Genomic DNA, 18348 nt, shown 5'->3' with positions numbered 1-18348 from the left:
CAATAAAAAGGGAGGCAGGCATGAAAGTTTTATCGGCACTCATAGCTGGAGCCATGCTCCTGCTGGCGACGGCGAACGCCCAGGCGAGTTACATCACCCTGAGCACGGCGGATCTGCTGCTGGCAGAGAGGGTCCAGACCAACACCCAGGCGTCCAACTGGGGAGATTTCCAGGTGGTGAATTTTTTGCCACCGGGTGTGCTCTTCACGCAGAACATGTCCAGGACCTGGAGCGCGGGAGCGGACCCCTTCTACGTTTACAGCTACATCGGTGTCGACGCGGAACAGGCGGGCAAAAGTGATCTCACCGGCGTTGATAGCTTCGAACTGCGGCTGGCCAACGTGAACAACAGCCCGTGGGAACTAGCGTTGTTCGTGCAGGCGGCGGGGCAGACGCACCTGAGCGGGTACCAGACCCTCCTGAACCACCACACCCCGGTATTCGAGCATTTCGCCTTCGACCTCTCCTCGCTCGGCCCTGACGCCTCTGACGTGGAATACCTCGGCCTCGCCGTGCGCAGCATGCTGGTCGAGGACCCCAGCAATCCCGACGCCTACCACGTGGTGGTGGCACCAGTCCCGGAACCTGGCACCGTGCTGCTCCTCGGCGTTGGCTGCTTCAGCCTGGCCATCTACGGCAAGCGGCGCAAAAACGCCTGACGCCTTGGAGACGGGCGGTGCGGCCGCCCGTCTCCAGCTGTCAAAAGAACCGGCAAGGTCTCCTGTTTTTCGCCTGCCGCATTGGACAGCCTCCCCGCACTGTGGTACAAACCTGCCACTATGACAGAGCAAGTCGCTAAAACAATGGGAGTAGACCGGGCCATCCTGCACAGGGTCCTCCCGTTCGCCCTGTTCATGACATTCATTGTGGTAGAAGAGTGCTTGCATCTTATTGCACAGCGCCAAGGGCTTATACTCACGGCGAGCACGGTTCAGTATCTTTACGCCGTAAAGGCGTGCAGCGTGGCATGGCTTCTGTACCTGCTGCGCGCCCATTATACGGAACTGCGCTTTAAGGACCTACTGCAACTGAAGGTTTCCGCCGCTGCCGCGGCGATCGGTATCGTCACCTTTTTAGTATGGATCGGGTTGCCTGCCACCCTCCCGTTCATCCCTCCGCCAAAAGGGTACGACCCGACACTTTTCACGGGGGAAAGCACACGGTCGCTGATGATAGCGGTGCGCGTGGCGGGGGCTGTGTTCGTGGTGCCGGTGATGGAAGAGCTGTTCTGGCGCTCGTTTCTGCTGCGTTACCTGGTCGCCCCCGACTTCCAGTCGGTCCCCTTGGGACGCTTCACCTGGGGCTCGTTTGTTATCAGCAGCGTCCTCTTTGGCCTTGAGCACCACCTCTTCCTGGCTGGAATGCTGGCTGGCGCCCTCTTCAACCTGGTCCTTTACCGGACCCGCAGCCTCGCGCAGTGCGTGCTGGCCCACTCGGTCGCGAACCTCGCCCTGGCTTGCTGGGTCCTTCAAACCGGCGACTGGCGCCTCTGGTGATCCTCCGCCGTTGTCGAAGAACCTTACACCTATAGCACCCACTTCACCCATCAAGTGAAAAACTCATGTTATCCTGACGTCTTGCAAAACTGGCCCGGCGTTTGCTTAGCCTTTATCGTGTCAACTATCGGCATGTCAAGGGCTCAGGCTACGGGAGCGAAAGGAGGAACAAATGAGAACAACAATCAGGAGATTCACAACGGTCGTTGCGGCATTCACGTTTCTTATGAGTGCTGCCGTCGCAAATGCCACATACCTGGATCTGACCGGAGGTGTACAAAGCGGCAACATCGGAAGCGCGTTCTTCGAGGTAAATGACCAGCACCCGACAGGCACCGGATACATCAACCCCTTCCTAAGATTAGGAACGAATTCTACCATCGAACAAGGATACAACACTGACTACGGCCCACAACCGCCAATGGATGACAAGGCGAGCATTTACACACACTCCTTACTGCTGAACCAGTTGGTGGCGGTTCAAGTTGGTACCGACATGTATTACAAGTTTCTGCTAGACATAAACCAGAAAAAGAATGCTGACCGTTTCCTCGATTTAGTAGATGTAAAGCTCTTCCTGCTTAACAGTGGCAATACCAATTTTTCTAGTGTCGCGGATCTTGGTACCCCACTTTGGTCTTTTGATACCAATGGCGGTACTCCTGATGTAGTGCATATGGATTATAGCCTTAATAATGGTAGCGGCTGGGGCGATATATACATGTATATTCCGACTAGCGTGTTCGACGGCCAGGACGGGAGCAAGTTTTTCACTCTCTATTCCAAATTCAATCTTAACAACGACGGCTTCGAGGAGTGGGCAACCATGACGTCGACTTCGCCGCCGGTACCCGAACCGGGCACGTTCCTGCTGCTCGGCATGGGCTTCCTCGGCCTCGCGGTCGCCAGCAAACGCCGCAGGAACAACGCTTGAGGACGGCTCTCAGGAGGTAACAAGGATTGAAAAAGAGCACAGGTGAAGCACCGACATGAAAGTCTTATGTACCAGGCAAAAATACTCCCCTTGGCCTTATGGCAAGGGGAGTATTTTTGTTTACTTGACCGACATCAAAAAGGGCATTGCCGGAAGCGGCAATGCCCGATGTGAATATATGGCTGCAGGGGAGTTTTTCGTCATCTACCGGTGGACGTCGGCGGCGCTTTGTCAGGAAAACCGACATCACTCTGAGAAAGGGTGTAAAGCAACTCGACAGTCCCTGTCAGGCAGCGGCACGCCCGGGGTGCCTTCTTTCCGTGCCTGCATAGGATTTCTTCATTTTCGAGGACCGGATCGGGTCGACGCCCACGGTTACCCACCCCGATGAGCGCAGAAAACTGGCGACGACACCAGCCTCAATCAGGCTGTCGAGCATGTAGTCCTTTACGTAGTCATACCTCTTGTTTGTCCAATGCACTTGCACCAGCATAACCGCCCCCTCATGCTGCGACGTTAGCTGCCTCAGCCAGTTTCTGGTTATGACTCCTTAAGATGAACCGACTGCAATTTTCAGACCTCCCTTACCAAAAACTCACAGGTTGTCATGGAGTTACCGCGGAGATCCTAGAACTGCCCCAGGACCACTTGGGCCTGTCTCGATGAGGTGGCCAGGGGCGCTTGCGCTTCCTGCTGAGCCTGGACCAGGCGCAGCATGTTGGCCCCTTCCTCCCTGAGATCGACGACGCCGTCGCTGCCCCCCCCTGCTGCCGCACCTGGCAACCCGGGGCGTCCAAGGGCATGCGCGCTATCCTGGAGCTGGCCGCACACCGGCGTAAGCTGTGTTTTTTTCATACCCGCTCCTTATTCCCTGGGGAAGGCGGGATGGCTCGCGCCATCCCGCCTGGGGAGACTAGAACAGCTTGAGGATGGACTGGGCCGCCGCAGAGGAGAGACTGAGCGAGGTGGTGCCCAGCGATTGGCGGGTCTGCAACATGAGCATGTTGGCGCCTTCCTCGTTCATGTCGGCGAGGGTCAGGTTGTCGGCGCCGGTCTGCAGGGTGTTGATCATCTCGTCGGTGAAGCTTTGACGCGTGGTGATGATGTTGAGGTTGGCGGCCAGGGCCTGCGTGTTGACCCTGAGGGTCGAAATGGCGCTATCCATCTTGGCCGTGTCGGTGGTGATATCGGAGATGGTCTGCCAGCTGCCGCTGGCCGCGGAGAGGCTCAGACCGCCTGAACTCGCCAGGAAGCCGACCACGTCCAACCTGGAGCCGGCATCCTCGTTGAAGTTGACCGTAAGGGTGTTGATGCTGCTGAGAAGGTTCATGCCGCGATATCCGGAGTCCGAGGAGAGGTTGTCGATCTGGCTGCGAATGGTGTTGTACTGGTTCGCCAGTTTGGACTGCACGGTGGTGTCACTGGTGGAGAGGGCTGACTGTGCCACACCTTTGGCGGCGTTGATCAAACCGGTGATGGCGGTGATCCCTGCGTTGGTCGCCTGCACCGTCTGCACCGCTTCGGACATGCCGTCCTTGCGGTCGGAAAGGTCGCTGGCGCGCTGGTTCGCGTTTTGCGCCGCGAAGTAGTTGGTGGGGTTGTCCAGGGCGCTGTTCACCTTCTTGCCCGATGACAGCCTCTGCTGGGTCCGGTTCAGAAGCTGGCTGGTGTTCTGCAGGTACAGAAGGTTGGTCCTCATGCCGGCGGTCAAAGAGATATCACTAACTGTCATGGCGTTACTCCTTTTCTGGGCGACCCGGCGTTCTGCCGGTGGTTTTCCAACCGTTGGCGCTCCCTCGCGCGGAAAAGGTCGCAAAGTGGCCAGTTCGGCGCCCTCTCCGCGCGCACGATAGTCTGCTTATCGACCTCGGGAAGCACAACTTAAGTGTTTTTTAATTCAAAAAATCCAACACTAAAAAAGTAGACAACGGGGGCCAGTGAGGGAACCAGTGAGGGAACCAGTGAGGGAACCAGTGAGGGAACCAGTGAGGGAACCACTGAGGGAACCACTGAGGGAACCACTGAGGGAACCACTGAGGGAACCACTGAGGGAACCACTGAGGGAACCACTGAGGGAACCACTGAGGGAACCACTGAGGGAACCACTGAGGGAACCACTGAGGGAACCACTGAGGGAACCACTGAGGGAACCACTGAGGGAACCACTGAGGGAACCACTGAGGGAACCACTGAGGGAACCACTGAGGGAACCACTGAGGGAACCACTGAGGGAACCACTGAGGGAACCACTGAGGGAACCAGGGAGGGAACCAGGGAGGGAACCAGGGAGGGAACCAGGGAGGAGAACAGGGAGGAGAACAGGGAGATGGAAAGGGCGAGGTAAAGGCACCCCCTGCCCCCCCAAATAAAGGGAAGGCGCAGGGGGACCCGTCAGTGTACCGGGAAGCGCACCACGACATCGGCATCGGTGGCGGCGGCGGTCGCCTTGCGGCGGTTGGCACCCCCTGAGAACAAGAGGTCACCATATTTGCCGTAGTGGGTGATTTTGGGGGCATACAAAGTCCCAGCGGCCGGCGACCCCGGCTCAAACAGGGCCACCACCCCCCTGGCTGGCACGCTTCGCTTCAGCACCGTGAAGCGCAGGGCATCGGTTAGCCCCTTCTCTTCGTCGGAGGGCGGTTCGGCACCAGGCGGGAGGAGCAAGGCGTTCCCGGGACGGCCGCAAAGGAGTAGATCATGCTCCGCCGCCTGCTCCGGACTCAGCTCCGCCTCATCGACGACCTTCGCCCTCCCCTGTGACAGCGAGGAGAGAAAGGCCGCGAAACTCCCGCGGTCGACCCGGCACCCCCGGGTGATGACACCGATGAGGTTGCCGGACCCTTTGACGCTGTTCACGGTGGCGGGTATCTCGCCGGGGGAGAGGATGCGGAAGACCTCCGCGTCGGGGTCGAGGAGCAGGCGCCGCGGCTGTCCGTGGGCGGCCAGTTCGAAGGGAGTCGCCGCCTGTGCCGGAACCGGCAGCAACCGCACCGCAGCGCCGGAGGAACTCTCCAGGCGCAGCGGTACCGCCTGGGCGAAATACGGCGGGGACTGCCTGACGCTACCGGTCACCTCCCAACCGGTCGCCAGCTGCCTGCTCTTAATCCCGCTCAGGGAGAGGCGCGCCCCTCCCCCTCGCTCGATGAGGGCCCTGATGTCGGAGAGGTCCGAGCCGGACCGCCTGGAAAAGACGCGCACGAGGTCGCTCCAGGAGGCGGAGCGGTACATCCGCTGCGACGCGAGTTCCTTTAGCGCGGCGAAGAACGCCTCGTCGCCGACCCGGGACCGTATCATGTGGAACACCATGGCGGCCTTGCCGTAGCCGATGGCCCGTGAGGGGGGATCGCTGCGGCTTACGAAGGCGGTGAGGGGAAACTCGTTTTCGGCAGTGACCAGCGAGGCGTAGTCGATGAGGAGCTGCCTGCGGTATTCCACAGCCTCTGCCCGCGAGCGCCGCTCCTTCAGGAGGTAGTCGGCCAGATAGGTGACCAGCCCCTCGCACCAGTTCCCTTCCGAGAGATCGACATCGATCCCGTTGCCCCACCAGGAATGGGCTATCTCGTGCGGCAGGCTGGTGTCTATGATGAAGGGGAGCCTGATCACGGAGCCGCCCAAAAGGGTGAAGGAGGGGAACCCGTAACCGGTGGGGAAAAAGTTCTCGACCACGGCGAACTTCTCGAAGGGATAGGGGCCGAAGAGATCCTGGTACAGGGCGAGGTACTTTCCGGCCGCCTCCAGGTAGCGTGGAGCGAGCTCGGCGTTGTCCCGGTAAAAGTAGCTGTAGAGGGTGACGCCGGCCGCCTTGCGCTCCTCAACCAGGTAGGGGCCGGCGCACAGCGACAACGCCCCAACCGGCCGGGCCTCCTGCCACACGGAACGGGTGGTGCCGCCGGAGGTTTCCCTTGAAAGCCGGGCGCCGAAAGTCACCGCTTCGGTGCCGGCCGGCGCCGAGATGGTAACCTTCCGGCTGGACGGGACCTGCTCAGGCACCGGATACCAGTAGGCGCCCCCCCCGAGAAAGGTCCCCTCGCTGCTGATGGCGGCGTTGACCCCGTAGCTTGGGTCCTCGCCGGCTGCGGGATGCCGGGAGACCTGGTCGTTGAAGCGGGCCCGGTAGGCTACCGCCACGCTGTTTGCTCCCTGGGGAAATTGCAGGTCGATGACGCCGGACCGGAAAGTGAAGGGAAGGTCACGGCCGTCGCAGCGCACCGATTCGATGCGGGCCCCGTTGGCGAGCCTCAGGCGGGCCGCGCGGCTCCCCGGGGCGAAGACGATGCGGCTTTCACCGGCGACCTCGTGCCGGGACGGGTCGAGCGTGATCGAGATCTCCTGGCTCGCCACGGCACCCCCCCCCGATGCCGCCGCAAAACCGGGTAGCGCCGCGGCCAACAGTAGGCTTAAAAGAGATGACAAAACGACAACCACACTCACGGACACCTCCAGCGGCGCGGCACCCGCGCCTTCAGCCTCTCGCGCCGGGCGAGAAGCGATTAAAGTTGTGATCTTAGCCTCGTTGGTGTAGGCTTGCGGCTTCCAACCCCAACGGACCGAGGACTTTAGATGACCATGCCCAAGACCTTCGCCCTGTTCTTCGTCATGCTCTGCACCTTGACCCTCCCTCACAGCGCCCGCGCCGGTCAGACCATCACCCGCGTCAGCGACCGCCAGACGGTCACCCTGCAGCAGGTTATCACCAAGGCCGAGGCGGCCGACCTGGTGCTGATCGGCGAGGTGCACGACGCTACGCGGCACCACGACCTGCAGCTGGAGGTGATCCGGGAGCTCAGGGCGCGCAAGCTTCCGCTGGCCATCGGGGTGGAGGTGATGCAGTCGGACTGCCAGAAGGAGCTCGACGCATTCATTGCTGGGACCATGTCCGAGGCTGAGTTCCGCCCCGTCTTCGCCAGGAACTGGTCCTATGACTGGAGCCTTTACCGTGACATCTTCATGTTCGCGCGGGAAAACAGGATCCCCATGATCGGCCTGAACGTCCCCAAGGAGCTGGTTATAAAGGTATCGCGCAGCGGCTACGCCTCGCTCACCCCCGAGGAACGCAAGAACCTCCCCGAGGGAACCTCGTGCGACCTCAACAACCCGCATACCGATTTCCTGAAGCAGTCCTTCGGAGAGATCTTCAAGCACAACGCCAAGGGGCGGGTATTCCAGTACTTCTGCGAGGCGCAGACCCTGCGCAACTCCGGCATGGCGATGAGCGTCAGCCGCTACCTGAAGAGGGCGCCGAAGACCAAAATCGTGGTGCTTGCGGGGGTCTGGCACGCGGTGAAAAACGCCATCCCGGAGCAGCTTGCCCGAGACGGCGCGAAACTCTCCACCCTGGTGGTCATGCCCGAGATAAAGGAGTTCAGCGACGGCAAGGCCTCGCCCGATTTCGTCGACTACCTGGCCAGCTTCCCCTCCCCTTGAGGGGAGGCCGTGCCACATTAAAACCATTCCCCTCCGATTGCAAGTTTTCCCTCAAAACAGCTTGTTCCACATCAGCGTAACCCCGTTACCCGAGCGGCCGTTGCGCATCACCCCCGACTCCCAGCTCCAGGCCAGATAAAGCGACGAATCCCAGACGAAGGCACTGTCGAGGGCGACCGTCGCGGCCGCGCCGTGCATCTCGTCGAAGTCGATCCGGTTGTTGCCCACGGCGCTGGAGCGGTCCGCCCAGATGTAAGAGCCGAGCGTGCTCAGATAGAGGAAAAAGGTGAGTTCGCGGCGAAAGCCGGCGTTGGCGATGGCGTAGCCGCGGGCCAGCACCCGGTCGTAGATCACCCCGGAATAGTGCGGCCAGGCGAGGTCGTACTGTTCGCTCGGGAAGGGCGCCCCGTTCAGCCGGAACGCGTTGAAGCGATCCCCCTTCCCCTCCGCGGTCATCCCGCCGTAGAGGCTCAAAAGGAGCCGGTTGCGCTCGGACAGCCCCGGCACCCCGGCAGCCGCTACCAGATACCCCTCCACCTGGGTGTAGTCGCGGTTACCTTCGCCGGCGCTCCCCGGCTCACCGCGCCACCTGTCCCGGTGCAGGTAGTCTACATCGAAGCCGGCAGCCACCCCCTTATGCGGCAACTCAAGGAGGTTTCGGCGCAGACCGTCGTAGCGGCAGCGCAGCCTCGCTCCGTAGAGCGGGGTGTTGGGCGGGACCCACAGACCGGGCGCGCTGTCCTTCTCGGGATGGGCGTAGAAGTATCCCCCGCGAGCCACCAGTTGCACCCTGGCGTCGTTGTCCACCTGGAAGGGAGCCACCGGCCTGCGCCAGCCGACCCCGAGCGAGCCGAGCAGGATTCCATGGTAGAGCGCGGTCCCGCGGATCTCCTCGCCGTCACGCAGTTCCCTACCCGCCACCGGCAGCGTGTCGTTCTCGAACTGCGCCACCACGTCCCATCCACCGAGATCGTGCAGGTAATCCAACTCGTTGACGAAGACCGCAACCATGGCGCGCCGGTAGCTACTGTCGGTGATGCGGCGATGATAGAGGGCGGCGACCGGAATGACCGGGCTCTGCCCCTGGGCCGGAGAGAGGAACGAGGCGCCCACGGTAATTGAAGTCATGTCTGCGCGATCGACCGCGGGGATGTCAACCTGCTGCCCCATGAAGGTCACACGCTTCGCTTCTCCTGCAAGGGGGGTGTGGTACTCCGGCTCATCGGCCCCAAAGCAGAGCGAGAACGAGGCGAGGAGCAGACAGACGCATACGCCCCCCCTGATGAGGAGCGCCCCTCCCCGACTGCCCCCTCTTGCCGCGCTCCATGGTCCGGGGCTCCCCTCCCCTTCCCAGCCTGATCCTCCTCTGCTCTCTCTTCGGATCGCGACGTCATTTCCGTGCCAGAATGTGGTTGCCATGGCTACCTCCGTTTGGTTTGGGTTGGGCTGACGCTGCACCGCCAGGAACACCGCTACACTATAATTTGAAAACACTAATACTCAACCGCACGACTCCTTCCGATTTTGAAGTTGACAGGGACAGGTTACCATTTGGTAAAGTTGCCATTAGATAACCAGGAGGTGATACCGATGGAGCAACTGACGTCACGACAACAGCAGGTTCTGGATATTGTTTCCCGGCATATCGAGGCCTACGGCTACCCACCCACCCTGCGCGAGATCGGGGCACAGCTCGGGGTGAGCGGGACCCTGGGGGTTCTGAAGCACCTGGATGCGCTGGAGAAGAAAGGCTACCTGCGCCGCCAGGAGGGGAGCACCAGGGGCATCACACTCAGCAGTCAGGGGCAGGGGGCGACCCTTCCCATCGTCGGGACGGTGCGGGCGGGAGCACTGCATCCCGCCATCGAGGATGTGGAGGGACATTTCACCATCGACCGCTCCCAGCTCGACAAGGGGGGGACCTTTTTCCTGCGCGTGAAGGGGGACTCGATGATCCATGCCCACATCAGGGAGGGAGACCTCGCCCTGGTGCGTCCTCAGCCTCACGCCAACAACCGGGACATAGTCGTGGCCATGGTCGCTGGCGAGGCGACCTTGAAGCGTTTCTACCGGGAGTCCAACAGGATCCGCCTGCAGCCTGAGAACCCCAACTACGAGGCCATCGTGATCCAGGAGGGTGACAGCGAGGTATCCATTATCGGGAAAGTTGTTGGCATCTACCGGGAGATGGAGTAATTTCATGCAGCGGCTTAGCGACAGCATCAGGGTCGCGGCAATCTTCGTCCCCGGCGCAGGTATCCGCCCCGTGTGGTTCGAGTGGCGCCGGGAAAAGCGGGCCATCACCCGTCTTTCCTACTTCTGGAAAGACTCCCTGGGGGGGCGACGCGCCTGCACTTCGCGGTCTGCGATGACAGCAACCTCTACGAACTGATGTACGACACCTCCGACCAGAACTGGACCCTCATGGGGGTCGAGGAGCAGTAGGACTTGGCAGAGCACAGGATCATCCTGCACATCGACATGAACGCCTTCTTCGCCTCGGTGGAGCAGCAGTCGAACCCCGCCCTGCAGGGGAAACCGGTCGCGGTAATCGGGGCGGCGAAGCGCACCATCATCACCACCTGTTCCTACGAGGCGCGCGCCTTCGGCGTCAGGACCGGGATGAACAGCTGGGAGGCGCGCCAGAAGTGCCCTGAGCTGATCTTCGTCGTGGGCAACAACAAGAAGTACAGCTACACCTCGAAGCAGATCATCGGCATCATGCGCGAGTACACCCCGCTGGTCGAGGTCTTCTCCATCGACGAGGCGTTCCTGGACGTGACCGGGAGCCTGAGCCTCTTCGGCTCTCCCGAAGCTATCGTCGGGATGATCAAGGAACGAATCCGCGACCGCTTCGGACTCACCTGCTCGGTGGGGATCGCGCCGAACAAGCTCCTCGCCAAGCTCGCCTCGGACATGCAGAAGCCGGACGGGCTCACCGTAATCGCGCCGGGCCAGGTGGCCCGGGTCATGGAGCGGCTGCCGATCCAGCAGTTGTGCGGCATCGGGGCGAAGACGCACCAGCAGCTGGCCGCATTCGGAATCAGGACCTGCGGCGAGCTGGGGCGGTTTCCAGTGGACATCCTGAGGAAGAAGTTCGGGGTGACCGGAGAGAGACTGCACTATATGGGGCTCGGGGTGGATGACGCGCCGGTGGTGCCCGATGAGGAGGCCGAGGAGGTGAAGAGTGTCGGTCACAGCACGACGCTTGACACGGACCTCTGCCAGCGCTCTGAAATACTGGCGGTACTGCTGCAGCTCTCGGAAATGGTCGGGAGGCGGGCCAGGAAATACCGTGTCACCGGCAAGACCGTCACCCTGACCGTCCGCTACCCCGATTTCACCACCTTCTCCCGCCAGCTGAGCCGCTCCGCCCCCACCAACAACAGCGACGAGATCTACCGGGACGCGGTGCAGATCCTGGACCAGCTGGAACTGGCCCAGCCTGTGCGCCTGCTGGGGGTGCGGATCACCAACCTCTCCCACCAGGCGGAACAGCTGCCGCTGTTCGAGAGCGAACGAAAAAAGGCGCTCGTGGCGAGCGCCATGGATCATGTCAACAACAAGTTCGGGGATTTTTCGGTAACCTTCGGCACCCTGGTGGGGAAGGAGTGCGGGGCGAAGGTGATATCGCCGGCCTGGAAGCCCGAGGGTGTGCGCAACGTGGACGCGGAATGACTCTCCGCGCGGCGCCAGCGCGCGAAGGTGCGCGGGGCAGGGCTGAAGGAGGAGCCGCCCCGCCGGGCGTGGATTTCACAGCCTTCGTATCAGCTGCAGCAGCAGCCTGCCGTTGACCGCCGGGTCGAAGTAGCGCCTGCATTTGTCCGCCCCGCTCATGCCGATCTTCGCGGCGGTTTCCGGGTGGTCCAGGCAGTACTCGAGGGCGCCGGCGATCGCCGACACGCTCCCTGGCTCGACGATGATGGCATCCTCCATGTGGCTTAGATAACGCCGCACGTCCCCCACGTCGGAGACGATGACCGGGTTGCCGGTGGCGAGGTACTCCCCGAGCTTGAAGGGAAAGCCGGCGTTGGCATAGGTCGAGCCGGTTCGGGTCACGCACAGGACATCGGCCCCCTTCAGGAAGCGGTAGAAGGCCCTGTCCTCCAGGTACCCCACGTAGTGGATGGCGGGATTGGCGGCGATGCGCGGCTGGTAGAGCTTCACGCTGGCACCGGTGCCGCAGAGCATCAGAATGCAGTTCCCTTTCTTTCCCTGGACACTCTCGAACGCGTCCAGAAGCTGCTCTATGCCGTCCTTTTTGGCGAAGGAACCGGCGTAGACCACCCTCATCGGCCCCGGTTCCCTTTCCGCGCGGCTCTCCGCCTCGCATCTGGCCGAGATCGGTATCAGGCAAAGCGGCACCGACAGTGCGACCTTCTTCCCGTAGAGTTGCCTCAGGTAATTGGAGATGACCACGATGCCGTCGGCGAGCCCAAGGAAGAACCGGTCGAGGATCTCGCCGGCGAACCACTTGAGCTTCCCCGGGATGCTCAGCTTGTCGTCGATGTAGGTGTTGTCCTCGACGATGTCGAAGACGATGAAATAGCCCAGGCGCTTCGCCGCCAGGATGAAAATGACATTTTCAACGGTCACGCCACCGTAGCTGTAGAGTACGTTTCTCACCCCCGGAACCCGCCACTGCTTCAGGGCGGCGATGCCGTCCCTGTGGTACCTGATCAGGGCCGGGACCAGGGAAAGGCCCAGCTTCAGACCGCCCCCGATGCGCCGATACTCGGTACCCTGATAGCTCCCTTCGGTTTCCCCGTCCGCAACCTCCCCCGTGGGCCTTAGCTGCAGGACCCTGGTGCTCGCCGAGTCACCGTTTAGGTAGTCCAGAAAATGCTGGATCCGCTTGGTGGACGCCATGCCGGATGGGTACCCGAATTTCCCCATGAAGATCACGTTGATGTCACTTGCCATGTCTGGCTCTCCCCTTGGCCGCTAGAACCCCGGAACACCCGTGGGAACCTGATCCCAGTAGGTGACCGAGCCGTTATGCCAGCGCACGATCTGGACGCTCTCGTCCTGCGAGATGACGATGGCTGTGGCCTGATGCAGCCGCTGGCAGAGGCGATACGCCGCCCGGTGCCTCGTCCCCACCCCCTCGCTCAGGACCGACTCGCACTGCTCACCCTCAGTGTCCAGGGCGTGTGCCACCATCCCCACGCTGTCCAGGTCCCCGGAGATGACCCCGCCAAAACCGAGCAGTTCCTGGCGCTTGGTGATGACAACGGCGCCGTCCACGGCGGAGAGCGCCGCTATGAAGTGGGCCACGTCGAAGATCGCCTCGTCCAGCAGCGCGATGTTCTCGTTCTTGCTGTTGACGTACTCGTACCATCCCACCGTCCGCCCCTCGGCCGCCGCGCCCCCGTTGATCTCGGCCAGCGTGTTCATGATGCGCAGGGTGAGCGAGAGGAAGCGCTGCCGCGACTCGAATTCGAGGAACTGGTACTTGAGGGTCAGGTACTGGTTCTGCTCCATAATCTCCTCGGCCATCTCCGCCGGCAGGTACACCAGGAGCCCGCCATGATTGGAGTTCCTGATCACGCTGATGATGCGGCGAATCGCCTGCTGCCCGATCTTGCTGCCGAACTCGGGGTCGAGGTCGGCCCAGGGGCGCTCGGCGCGCTGCCGAGCCTTGCGGTGCAGGGCGAAGGTCTCGTCGTTCAGGGGGGAGAGGCTCTTCCTCATCCAGCCGGAGTTGAATACATCAAGGGCCGGACAGTTGATCTGCCCGCCGTTTAGCGAGGCGATGATCTCGTCCCCGATGCAGACCGAGATCTGGCCGGGCCCGGTGACGTAGACCACGAGGCTGGGCGGCATGGGGGGAGAAGTCTTCCTCCCGCCGTACACGGCGTGCATCCAGCGGGTACCGGAGTGGAGCAGTCCCCAGATCTGGGCGCCGAGGACCGGGTCGATGAAGATGCCGATCAGGGTCCGGTAGAAGTCGGCAGCCGGCGCCAGGCGGTGCAGTTCGTACTCGTTGAAAGGACGGGTCCTCGAGAAGATGAGACGGTGCATCCCCGTCGGAGGCCCCTCCTGGGCCGCGAAGAGGTACGAGTCCCTGATGATCAGCCGGAACATGACGGGACGCTCCTCCTCGCGCAAAAGGCTCGCCTGATAGCAGGTGGAAATCACCTGCTCCAGCACCCCGCGTTCGGGAAGCCGCAGGTCCCCCCGCTCCTCCCCGGGAGAAACCCGCTCCACGAAGGCCTCGTCCCGCCACCTGGCGAAGATGAATGCCACCAGTTCCTTGGGATAGCTGTGTCCCTCTCTCATCCTGAGCCCCACTCGCTCACAGGCACCAGACCCTGATGCCGGCGGAAGCCATCTGCCGGGGGTCGTAGATCCCCTTGACATCAATCAGGACCGGGTTCTCGACCATGAGGCTCGCGAACTTGGCCGGCGTCCACTGCCGGTAGACGTCGTGGGCCACAGCGACGATGACCGCCACGGCCGGTTGCAGCCGGTCCGGCTGTTTGAGGGTGACGCCGTAGGCGCTCCTTGCCTCCTGCGGATCCGCCATCGGGTCGCAGACCTGGACCTTCAGACCGTAGTCACCCAGTTCGTTCAGGATGTCGACCACCTTGGAGTTCCTAAGGTCGGGGCAGTTTTCCTTGAAGGTGAGTCCCAGTACCGTCACGTAGGAGCCGAGCACGTGGTGACCGGCCCTGATGATCTCCTTGACCGCGCGCTGCGCCACGAACTTCCCCATGCCGTCGTTGATGCGCCGCCCCGCGAGGATCACCTGAGGGATGTAGCCGATCTTCTCCGCCTGGTAGGTCAGGTAGTAGGGGTCGACGCCGATGCAGTGCCCGCCGACGAGCCCCGGCTTGAAGTTCAGGAAGTTCCACTTGCTACCCGCGGCCGCCAGGACCTCGCTCGTGTCGATGCCGAGCCGGTCGAAGATGAGGGCCAGCTCGTTCATGAGGGCGATGTTCAGGTCACGCTGCGTGTTCTCGATCACCTTGGCCGCCTCCGCGACCTTGATGGAGGGAGCACGATGCACCCCCGGGACCACCACCTCGGAGTACACCGAGGCGATCACCTCCAGCGTGCGGGGGTCCTGCCCGGCAACCACCTTCAAGATGCTGGTGAAGGTGTGCTCCTTGTCCCCGGGGTTGATCCGCTCCGGGCTGTACCCGACCGTAAAGTCGTCGGGACTCTTCATCCCCGAAACACGCTCCAGGATCGGGAGGCAGATCTCCTCGGTGACCCCGGGGTACACGGTGGACTCGTAGACCACGATGTCCCCTTTCTTCAAGGCCTTGCCGACAGTTTCCGAGGCGCCGCACAAAAGGGTGAGGTCCGGCTGGTTGGCCGGGTCGACCGGCGTGGGAACGGCCACGACGTGAAAATCGGCCTCGCGCAGGTCCTCTATCCTGTTGGTGTAGCAGATCTGCGCGCTGACCAGCTCCTCGGAGGCCACCTCGCCAGTCCGGTCGCACCCCCCGCGCAACTCGTCTATACGGCGGGTGCTGATGTCAAAGCCGATGGTGCGGCGCACCTTGCCGAAGGCAACCGCCACCGGCAACCCGACGTAGCCAAGCCCCACCACCGAAATCTTGCGTCCATGCCCCATGCTGCACCTCCCTTGCCGGCATCCCTTGGGGGGCCGGTCAGCTGTCGACTGCGTCACCGTGAGTCCCGCGCCTCGCGGCTTATCACCTGCCGTGACGCGGGGCCCGCGAAAAAAACATTAGGCAATTTTAAGATATTTAACGCAAAGCTCCAGAGACGGGCGTGAAAAAATTCGCATCTCTCCCGCAAAGGGGAGAAAGCCGGTCTCGCGGGGTGTGGAAGCTTTACATGGTCCCGCGATTTTGTTAAGATGCCGGCGTTTCTCTTCCCCCGAAAAGGTTTCCCAAATGTCTGAAATGACGCCCATGATGCGGCAGTTCCTCGAGATCAAAGCAGAGCACCCCGATGCCATACTCTTCTTCCGGTGCGGCGACTTCTATGAGATGTTCCTCGACGATGCGGTGAAGGCCTCCCGCATCCTCGGCATCACCCTCACCTCGCGCAACAAGAACGCCGACGGCTCCGAGGTCCCCCTGTGCGGGGTCCCCTACCACTCCTGCGCCCCGTACATCGCCAAGCTGGTCGAGGCGGGCGAGAAGGTCGCCATCTGCGAGCAGGCGGAGGACCCGAAGCTCGCCAAGGGGATCGTGAAGCGCGAGGTGGTCAAGGTGATAACCCCCGGCCTTGTCGTCGAGGACGCCTCCCTTTCCCCGAAGGAAAACAACTACCTCCTCGCCCTTTGCTGTGACGGAGAGTGCTACGGCCTCTCCTACCTGGACCTCTCCACCGGCGAGTTCCGGGTCACCGAGCTCTCCGGGCTGCAGGCGGCGCTCGCAGAGGTGGCCTGCATAGCGCCGCGCGAGATCATCCTCCCCTCCTCCTTCCGGGAGCCCCAAAGGTCGAAGGAGATGGCGCCCGTCGCCACCGACCGGAGCATCACCTATTTCGAGGAGTGGGTCTACGACACCGATTACTGCAACCGCCTGATCGGCAACCAGTTCAAGGGAGCCAGCGCCGAGACCCTTGGGTGCCACACCCTCCCGGTCGCCCTCCTCGCCGCGGGGGCCGTGCTGCACTACCTGGTGGACACCCAGAAGGGGAACGCCCCGCACGTAACCGGCATCATCCCCTACAACCAGAACCAGCATCTGCTTCTGGACGAGTCGACCAGGCGCAACCTCGAGCTGACGCAGACCATCTCCGACGGCAAGAGAAAGGGGTCGCTGCTGGGTCTCATGGACCGGACCGTGACCGCCATGGGGGGAAGAAAGCTCAAGCAGTGGATCAACTATCCCCTCATGGACCAGGAGAAGATCCGCGGGCGCCAGGACGCGCTGCAGGAGCTGATCGAGGCCCCGGGGGTCCGGGCCGAGCTGAAGACGCTTTTGTCCGGGGTCTACGACCTGGAGCGCCTGAACGGGCGCATCAGCCTCGCCTCGGCCTCGGCCAAGGACCTGGCAGCGCTCAAGGCGTCGCTCTCCCGGCTGCCCGCCATCAAGGAGCAGGTTGCCGGCTGCGCGGCCTCCCTTTTGAAGGAACTAAACGACGGGATCGACCCGCTCTCCGAGATCTGCGACCTGATCACCCGCGCCATCGTGGACGATCCCCCGTTCGTGCTGCGCGACGGCGGGATCATCGCCGACGGCTACAACGCCGAACTGGACGAACTGCGCGCCATCAGCCGCGAGGGAAAGGGGTTCATCGCCCGCCTGGAGGCCCAGGAGAAGGGGCGCACCGGCATCTCCTCGCTGAAGATCCGTTACAACAAGGTGTTCGGCTACTACATCGAGGTGACCAAGGCCAACGTCTCCGCCATCCCCGAGGACTACATCAGGAGGCAGACCCTCGCCAACGCCGAGCGCTACATCACCCCGGAGCTCAAGGAGTACGAGGAGAAGGTGCTGGGCGCGGAGGACCGCATCAAGGAGCTCGAGTTCAACCTGTTCCAGCAGGTGCGCGAAGCGGCCGCCGCCCAAGGGGAGCGGATCGCCCGGAGCGCCGACCGCCTGGCCTGCCTGGACGTCCTCGCCTCGCTCGCTGAACTCGCCCACGACAAGGGGTACTGCCGCCCCGAGGTGCACGAGGGGACCGAGCTTTCCATCACCGAGGGGAGGCACCCGGTCATCGAGGACATGTACTCGTCCGAGCGCTTCGTCCCCAACGACACGCTGCTCGACAACGGCGAGAACCAGCTGATCATCATCACCGGCCCCAACATGGCGGGCAAGTCGACCTTCATGCGCCAGGTGGCCCTGATCACCCTGATGGCGCAAATGGGGAGCTTCGTCCCTGCGGAGAAGGCGCGCATCCCGCTGGTGGACCGCATCTTCACCCGCGTCGGCGCCTCCGACAACCTGGCCCGCGGCCACTCCACCTTCATGGTGGAGATGATGGAGAGCGCCGCCATCTTGAGGGGGGCGACCGCGAAGAGCCTCGTCATCCTGGACGAGATCGGCCGCGGCACCTCCACCTTCGACGGCGTCTCCATCGCCTGGGCCGTCGCGGAGTTTTTGCACGACAACAAGGCGCACGCCGCCAAGACGCTGTTCGCCACGCACTACCACGAGCTGACCGAACTGGCAGTGACGCGCCCCGGCATCAAGAACTTCAACATCGCCGTCCGGGAGTGGAACGAGCGCATCATCTTTTTGCGCAAGATCGTCCCCGGCGGCGCCTCGCACTCCTACGGCATCCAGGTGGCGCGCCTGGCCGGGCTGCCCCAGGGGGTGATCGACCGCGCCAAGGAGATCCTCGCCAACCTGGAGAAAGGGGAATACGGCGAGGGGGGGGTGCCGCGGCTTGCGCGTGGCAAGAAGAACCCGCCCCCCTCCCCTCAGCTCTCGCTCTTCGACGCAGGCGAGGACCTGATCAGGGAGAGGCTTAAGGGGGTGGAAGTGGCGCTTTTGACGCCGCTTGAGGCGTTGAACCTGGTGGACGAACTGAAGAGGATGATCTAGATGGCACCGACCA

Annotated in this window: 16 protein-coding genes; 8 read left to right on the top strand and 8 right to left on the bottom strand. The window is 62.6% G+C overall.

The window, feature by feature from the left end; all coding sequences use genetic code 11:
* The first annotated feature begins 20 nt into the window (after positions 1–20).
* The 3 genes from KP001_RS21895 (at position 21) to KP001_RS21890 (ending at position 2430) form a co-directional block, all read left to right on the top strand.
* Positions 21–659, top strand: a complete 639-nt coding sequence (locus KP001_RS21895) for a PEP-CTERM sorting domain-containing protein (RefSeq protein ID WP_239027885.1) — start codon at positions 21–23, stop codon at positions 657–659.
* Positions 660–779: 120 nt separating this feature from the next.
* Positions 780–1496, top strand: coding sequence for a CAAX prenyl protease-related protein (locus tag KP001_RS03700; protein WP_217288233.1), 717 nt, complete (start codon positions 780–782; stop codon positions 1494–1496).
* A gap of 172 nt (positions 1497–1668) precedes the next feature.
* Positions 1669–2430 (top strand): PEP-CTERM sorting domain-containing protein, encoded by a 762-nt coding sequence (locus KP001_RS21890; RefSeq protein ID WP_224957183.1) that lies wholly within the window; start codon positions 1669–1671, stop codon positions 2428–2430.
* A gap of 286 nt (positions 2431–2716) precedes the next feature.
* Here KP001_RS21890 and KP001_RS03690 read toward each other — a convergent pair whose 3' ends face one another.
* The 4 genes from KP001_RS03690 to KP001_RS03675 all read right to left on the bottom strand — a co-directional run bounded on the left by KP001_RS03690 (position 2717) and on the right by KP001_RS03675 (position 6861).
* On the bottom strand, positions 2717–2923 hold the full coding sequence (locus KP001_RS03690) for a GSU3473 family protein (protein WP_217288232.1): 207 nt from the start codon (positions 2921–2923) through the stop codon (positions 2717–2719).
* A 134-nt stretch (positions 2924–3057) separates the two neighbouring features.
* A complete protein-coding gene (locus KP001_RS03685; RefSeq protein ID WP_217288231.1) occupies positions 3058–3285 on the bottom strand; it encodes a hypothetical protein in 228 nt (75 codons plus the stop codon).
* Between the two features lie 58 nt (positions 3286–3343).
* Entirely contained in the window at positions 3344–4162 is an 819-nt protein-coding gene (locus tag KP001_RS03680; protein ID WP_217288230.1) for a flagellin N-terminal helical domain-containing protein, read from the bottom strand.
* A gap of 659 nt (positions 4163–4821) precedes the next feature.
* Positions 4822–6861: a M1 family metallopeptidase gene (locus KP001_RS03675; protein ID WP_239027884.1), complete on the bottom strand. Its 2040-nt coding sequence runs from the start codon at positions 6859–6861 to the stop codon at positions 4822–4824.
* A gap of 129 nt (positions 6862–6990) precedes the next feature.
* Between KP001_RS03675 and KP001_RS03670 the strand changes: the two genes are divergently transcribed.
* Positions 6991–7854: a ChaN family lipoprotein gene (locus KP001_RS03670; protein WP_224957191.1), complete on the top strand. Its 864-nt coding sequence runs from the start codon at positions 6991–6993 to the stop codon at positions 7852–7854.
* A gap of 51 nt (positions 7855–7905) precedes the next feature.
* Here KP001_RS03670 and KP001_RS03665 read toward each other — a convergent pair whose 3' ends face one another.
* Complete coding sequence (locus tag KP001_RS03665; RefSeq protein ID WP_217288229.1) at positions 7906–9273, bottom strand: porin; 1368 nt, start codon at positions 9271–9273, stop codon at positions 7906–7908.
* 171 nt (positions 9274–9444) lie between these two features.
* Here KP001_RS03665 and lexA point away from each other — a divergent pair, with 171 nt between their 5' ends.
* The 3 genes from lexA to dinB all read left to right on the top strand — a co-directional run bounded on the left by lexA (position 9445) and on the right by dinB (position 11532).
* Positions 9445–10050, top strand: coding sequence for a transcriptional repressor LexA (gene lexA / locus KP001_RS03660; protein WP_217288228.1), 606 nt, complete (start codon positions 9445–9447; stop codon positions 10048–10050).
* An 81-nt stretch (positions 10051–10131) separates the two neighbouring features.
* The gene (locus tag KP001_RS03655) at positions 10132–10299 is read left to right on the top strand and encodes a hypothetical protein (RefSeq protein ID WP_239027883.1); all 168 of its coding nucleotides are present in this window, start codon (positions 10132–10134) and stop codon (positions 10297–10299) included.
* Between the two features lie 3 nt (positions 10300–10302).
* Entirely contained in the window at positions 10303–11532 is a 1230-nt protein-coding gene (dinB, locus tag KP001_RS03650) for a DNA polymerase IV (protein WP_217288227.1), read from the top strand.
* A 75-nt stretch (positions 11533–11607) separates the two neighbouring features.
* Here the strand turns inward: dinB and KP001_RS03645 are convergent, their stop codons facing one another.
* Genes KP001_RS03645 through KP001_RS03635 form a run of 3 tightly spaced genes read right to left on the bottom strand, consistent with a single transcriptional unit; the run spans position 11608 to position 15439 of the window.
* A complete protein-coding gene (locus KP001_RS03645; RefSeq protein WP_217288226.1) occupies positions 11608–12777 on the bottom strand; it encodes a glycosyltransferase in 1170 nt (389 codons plus the stop codon).
* Between the two features lie 21 nt (positions 12778–12798).
* A complete protein-coding gene (locus KP001_RS03640) occupies positions 12799–14136 on the bottom strand; it encodes a putative sensor domain DACNV-containing protein (RefSeq protein ID WP_217288225.1) in 1338 nt (445 codons plus the stop codon).
* A gap of 16 nt (positions 14137–14152) precedes the next feature.
* Positions 14153–15439: a nucleotide sugar dehydrogenase gene (locus KP001_RS03635; protein WP_217288224.1), complete on the bottom strand. Its 1287-nt coding sequence runs from the start codon at positions 15437–15439 to the stop codon at positions 14153–14155.
* Between the two features lie 286 nt (positions 15440–15725).
* Here KP001_RS03635 and mutS point away from each other — a divergent pair, with 286 nt between their 5' ends.
* Entirely contained in the window at positions 15726–18335 is a 2610-nt protein-coding gene (gene mutS, locus KP001_RS03630) for a DNA mismatch repair protein MutS (RefSeq protein WP_217288223.1), read from the top strand.
* Positions 18336–18348 lie beyond the last annotated feature (13 nt).

This window comes from Geomonas subterranea (genome assembly GCF_019063845.1).
Taxonomy (GTDB): Bacteria; Desulfobacterota; Desulfuromonadia; order Geobacterales; family Geobacteraceae; genus Geomonas; species Geomonas subterranea.
Note: the sequence above shows the minus strand (reverse complement) of the source record. Positions and strands in the feature narration are given on the sequence as shown.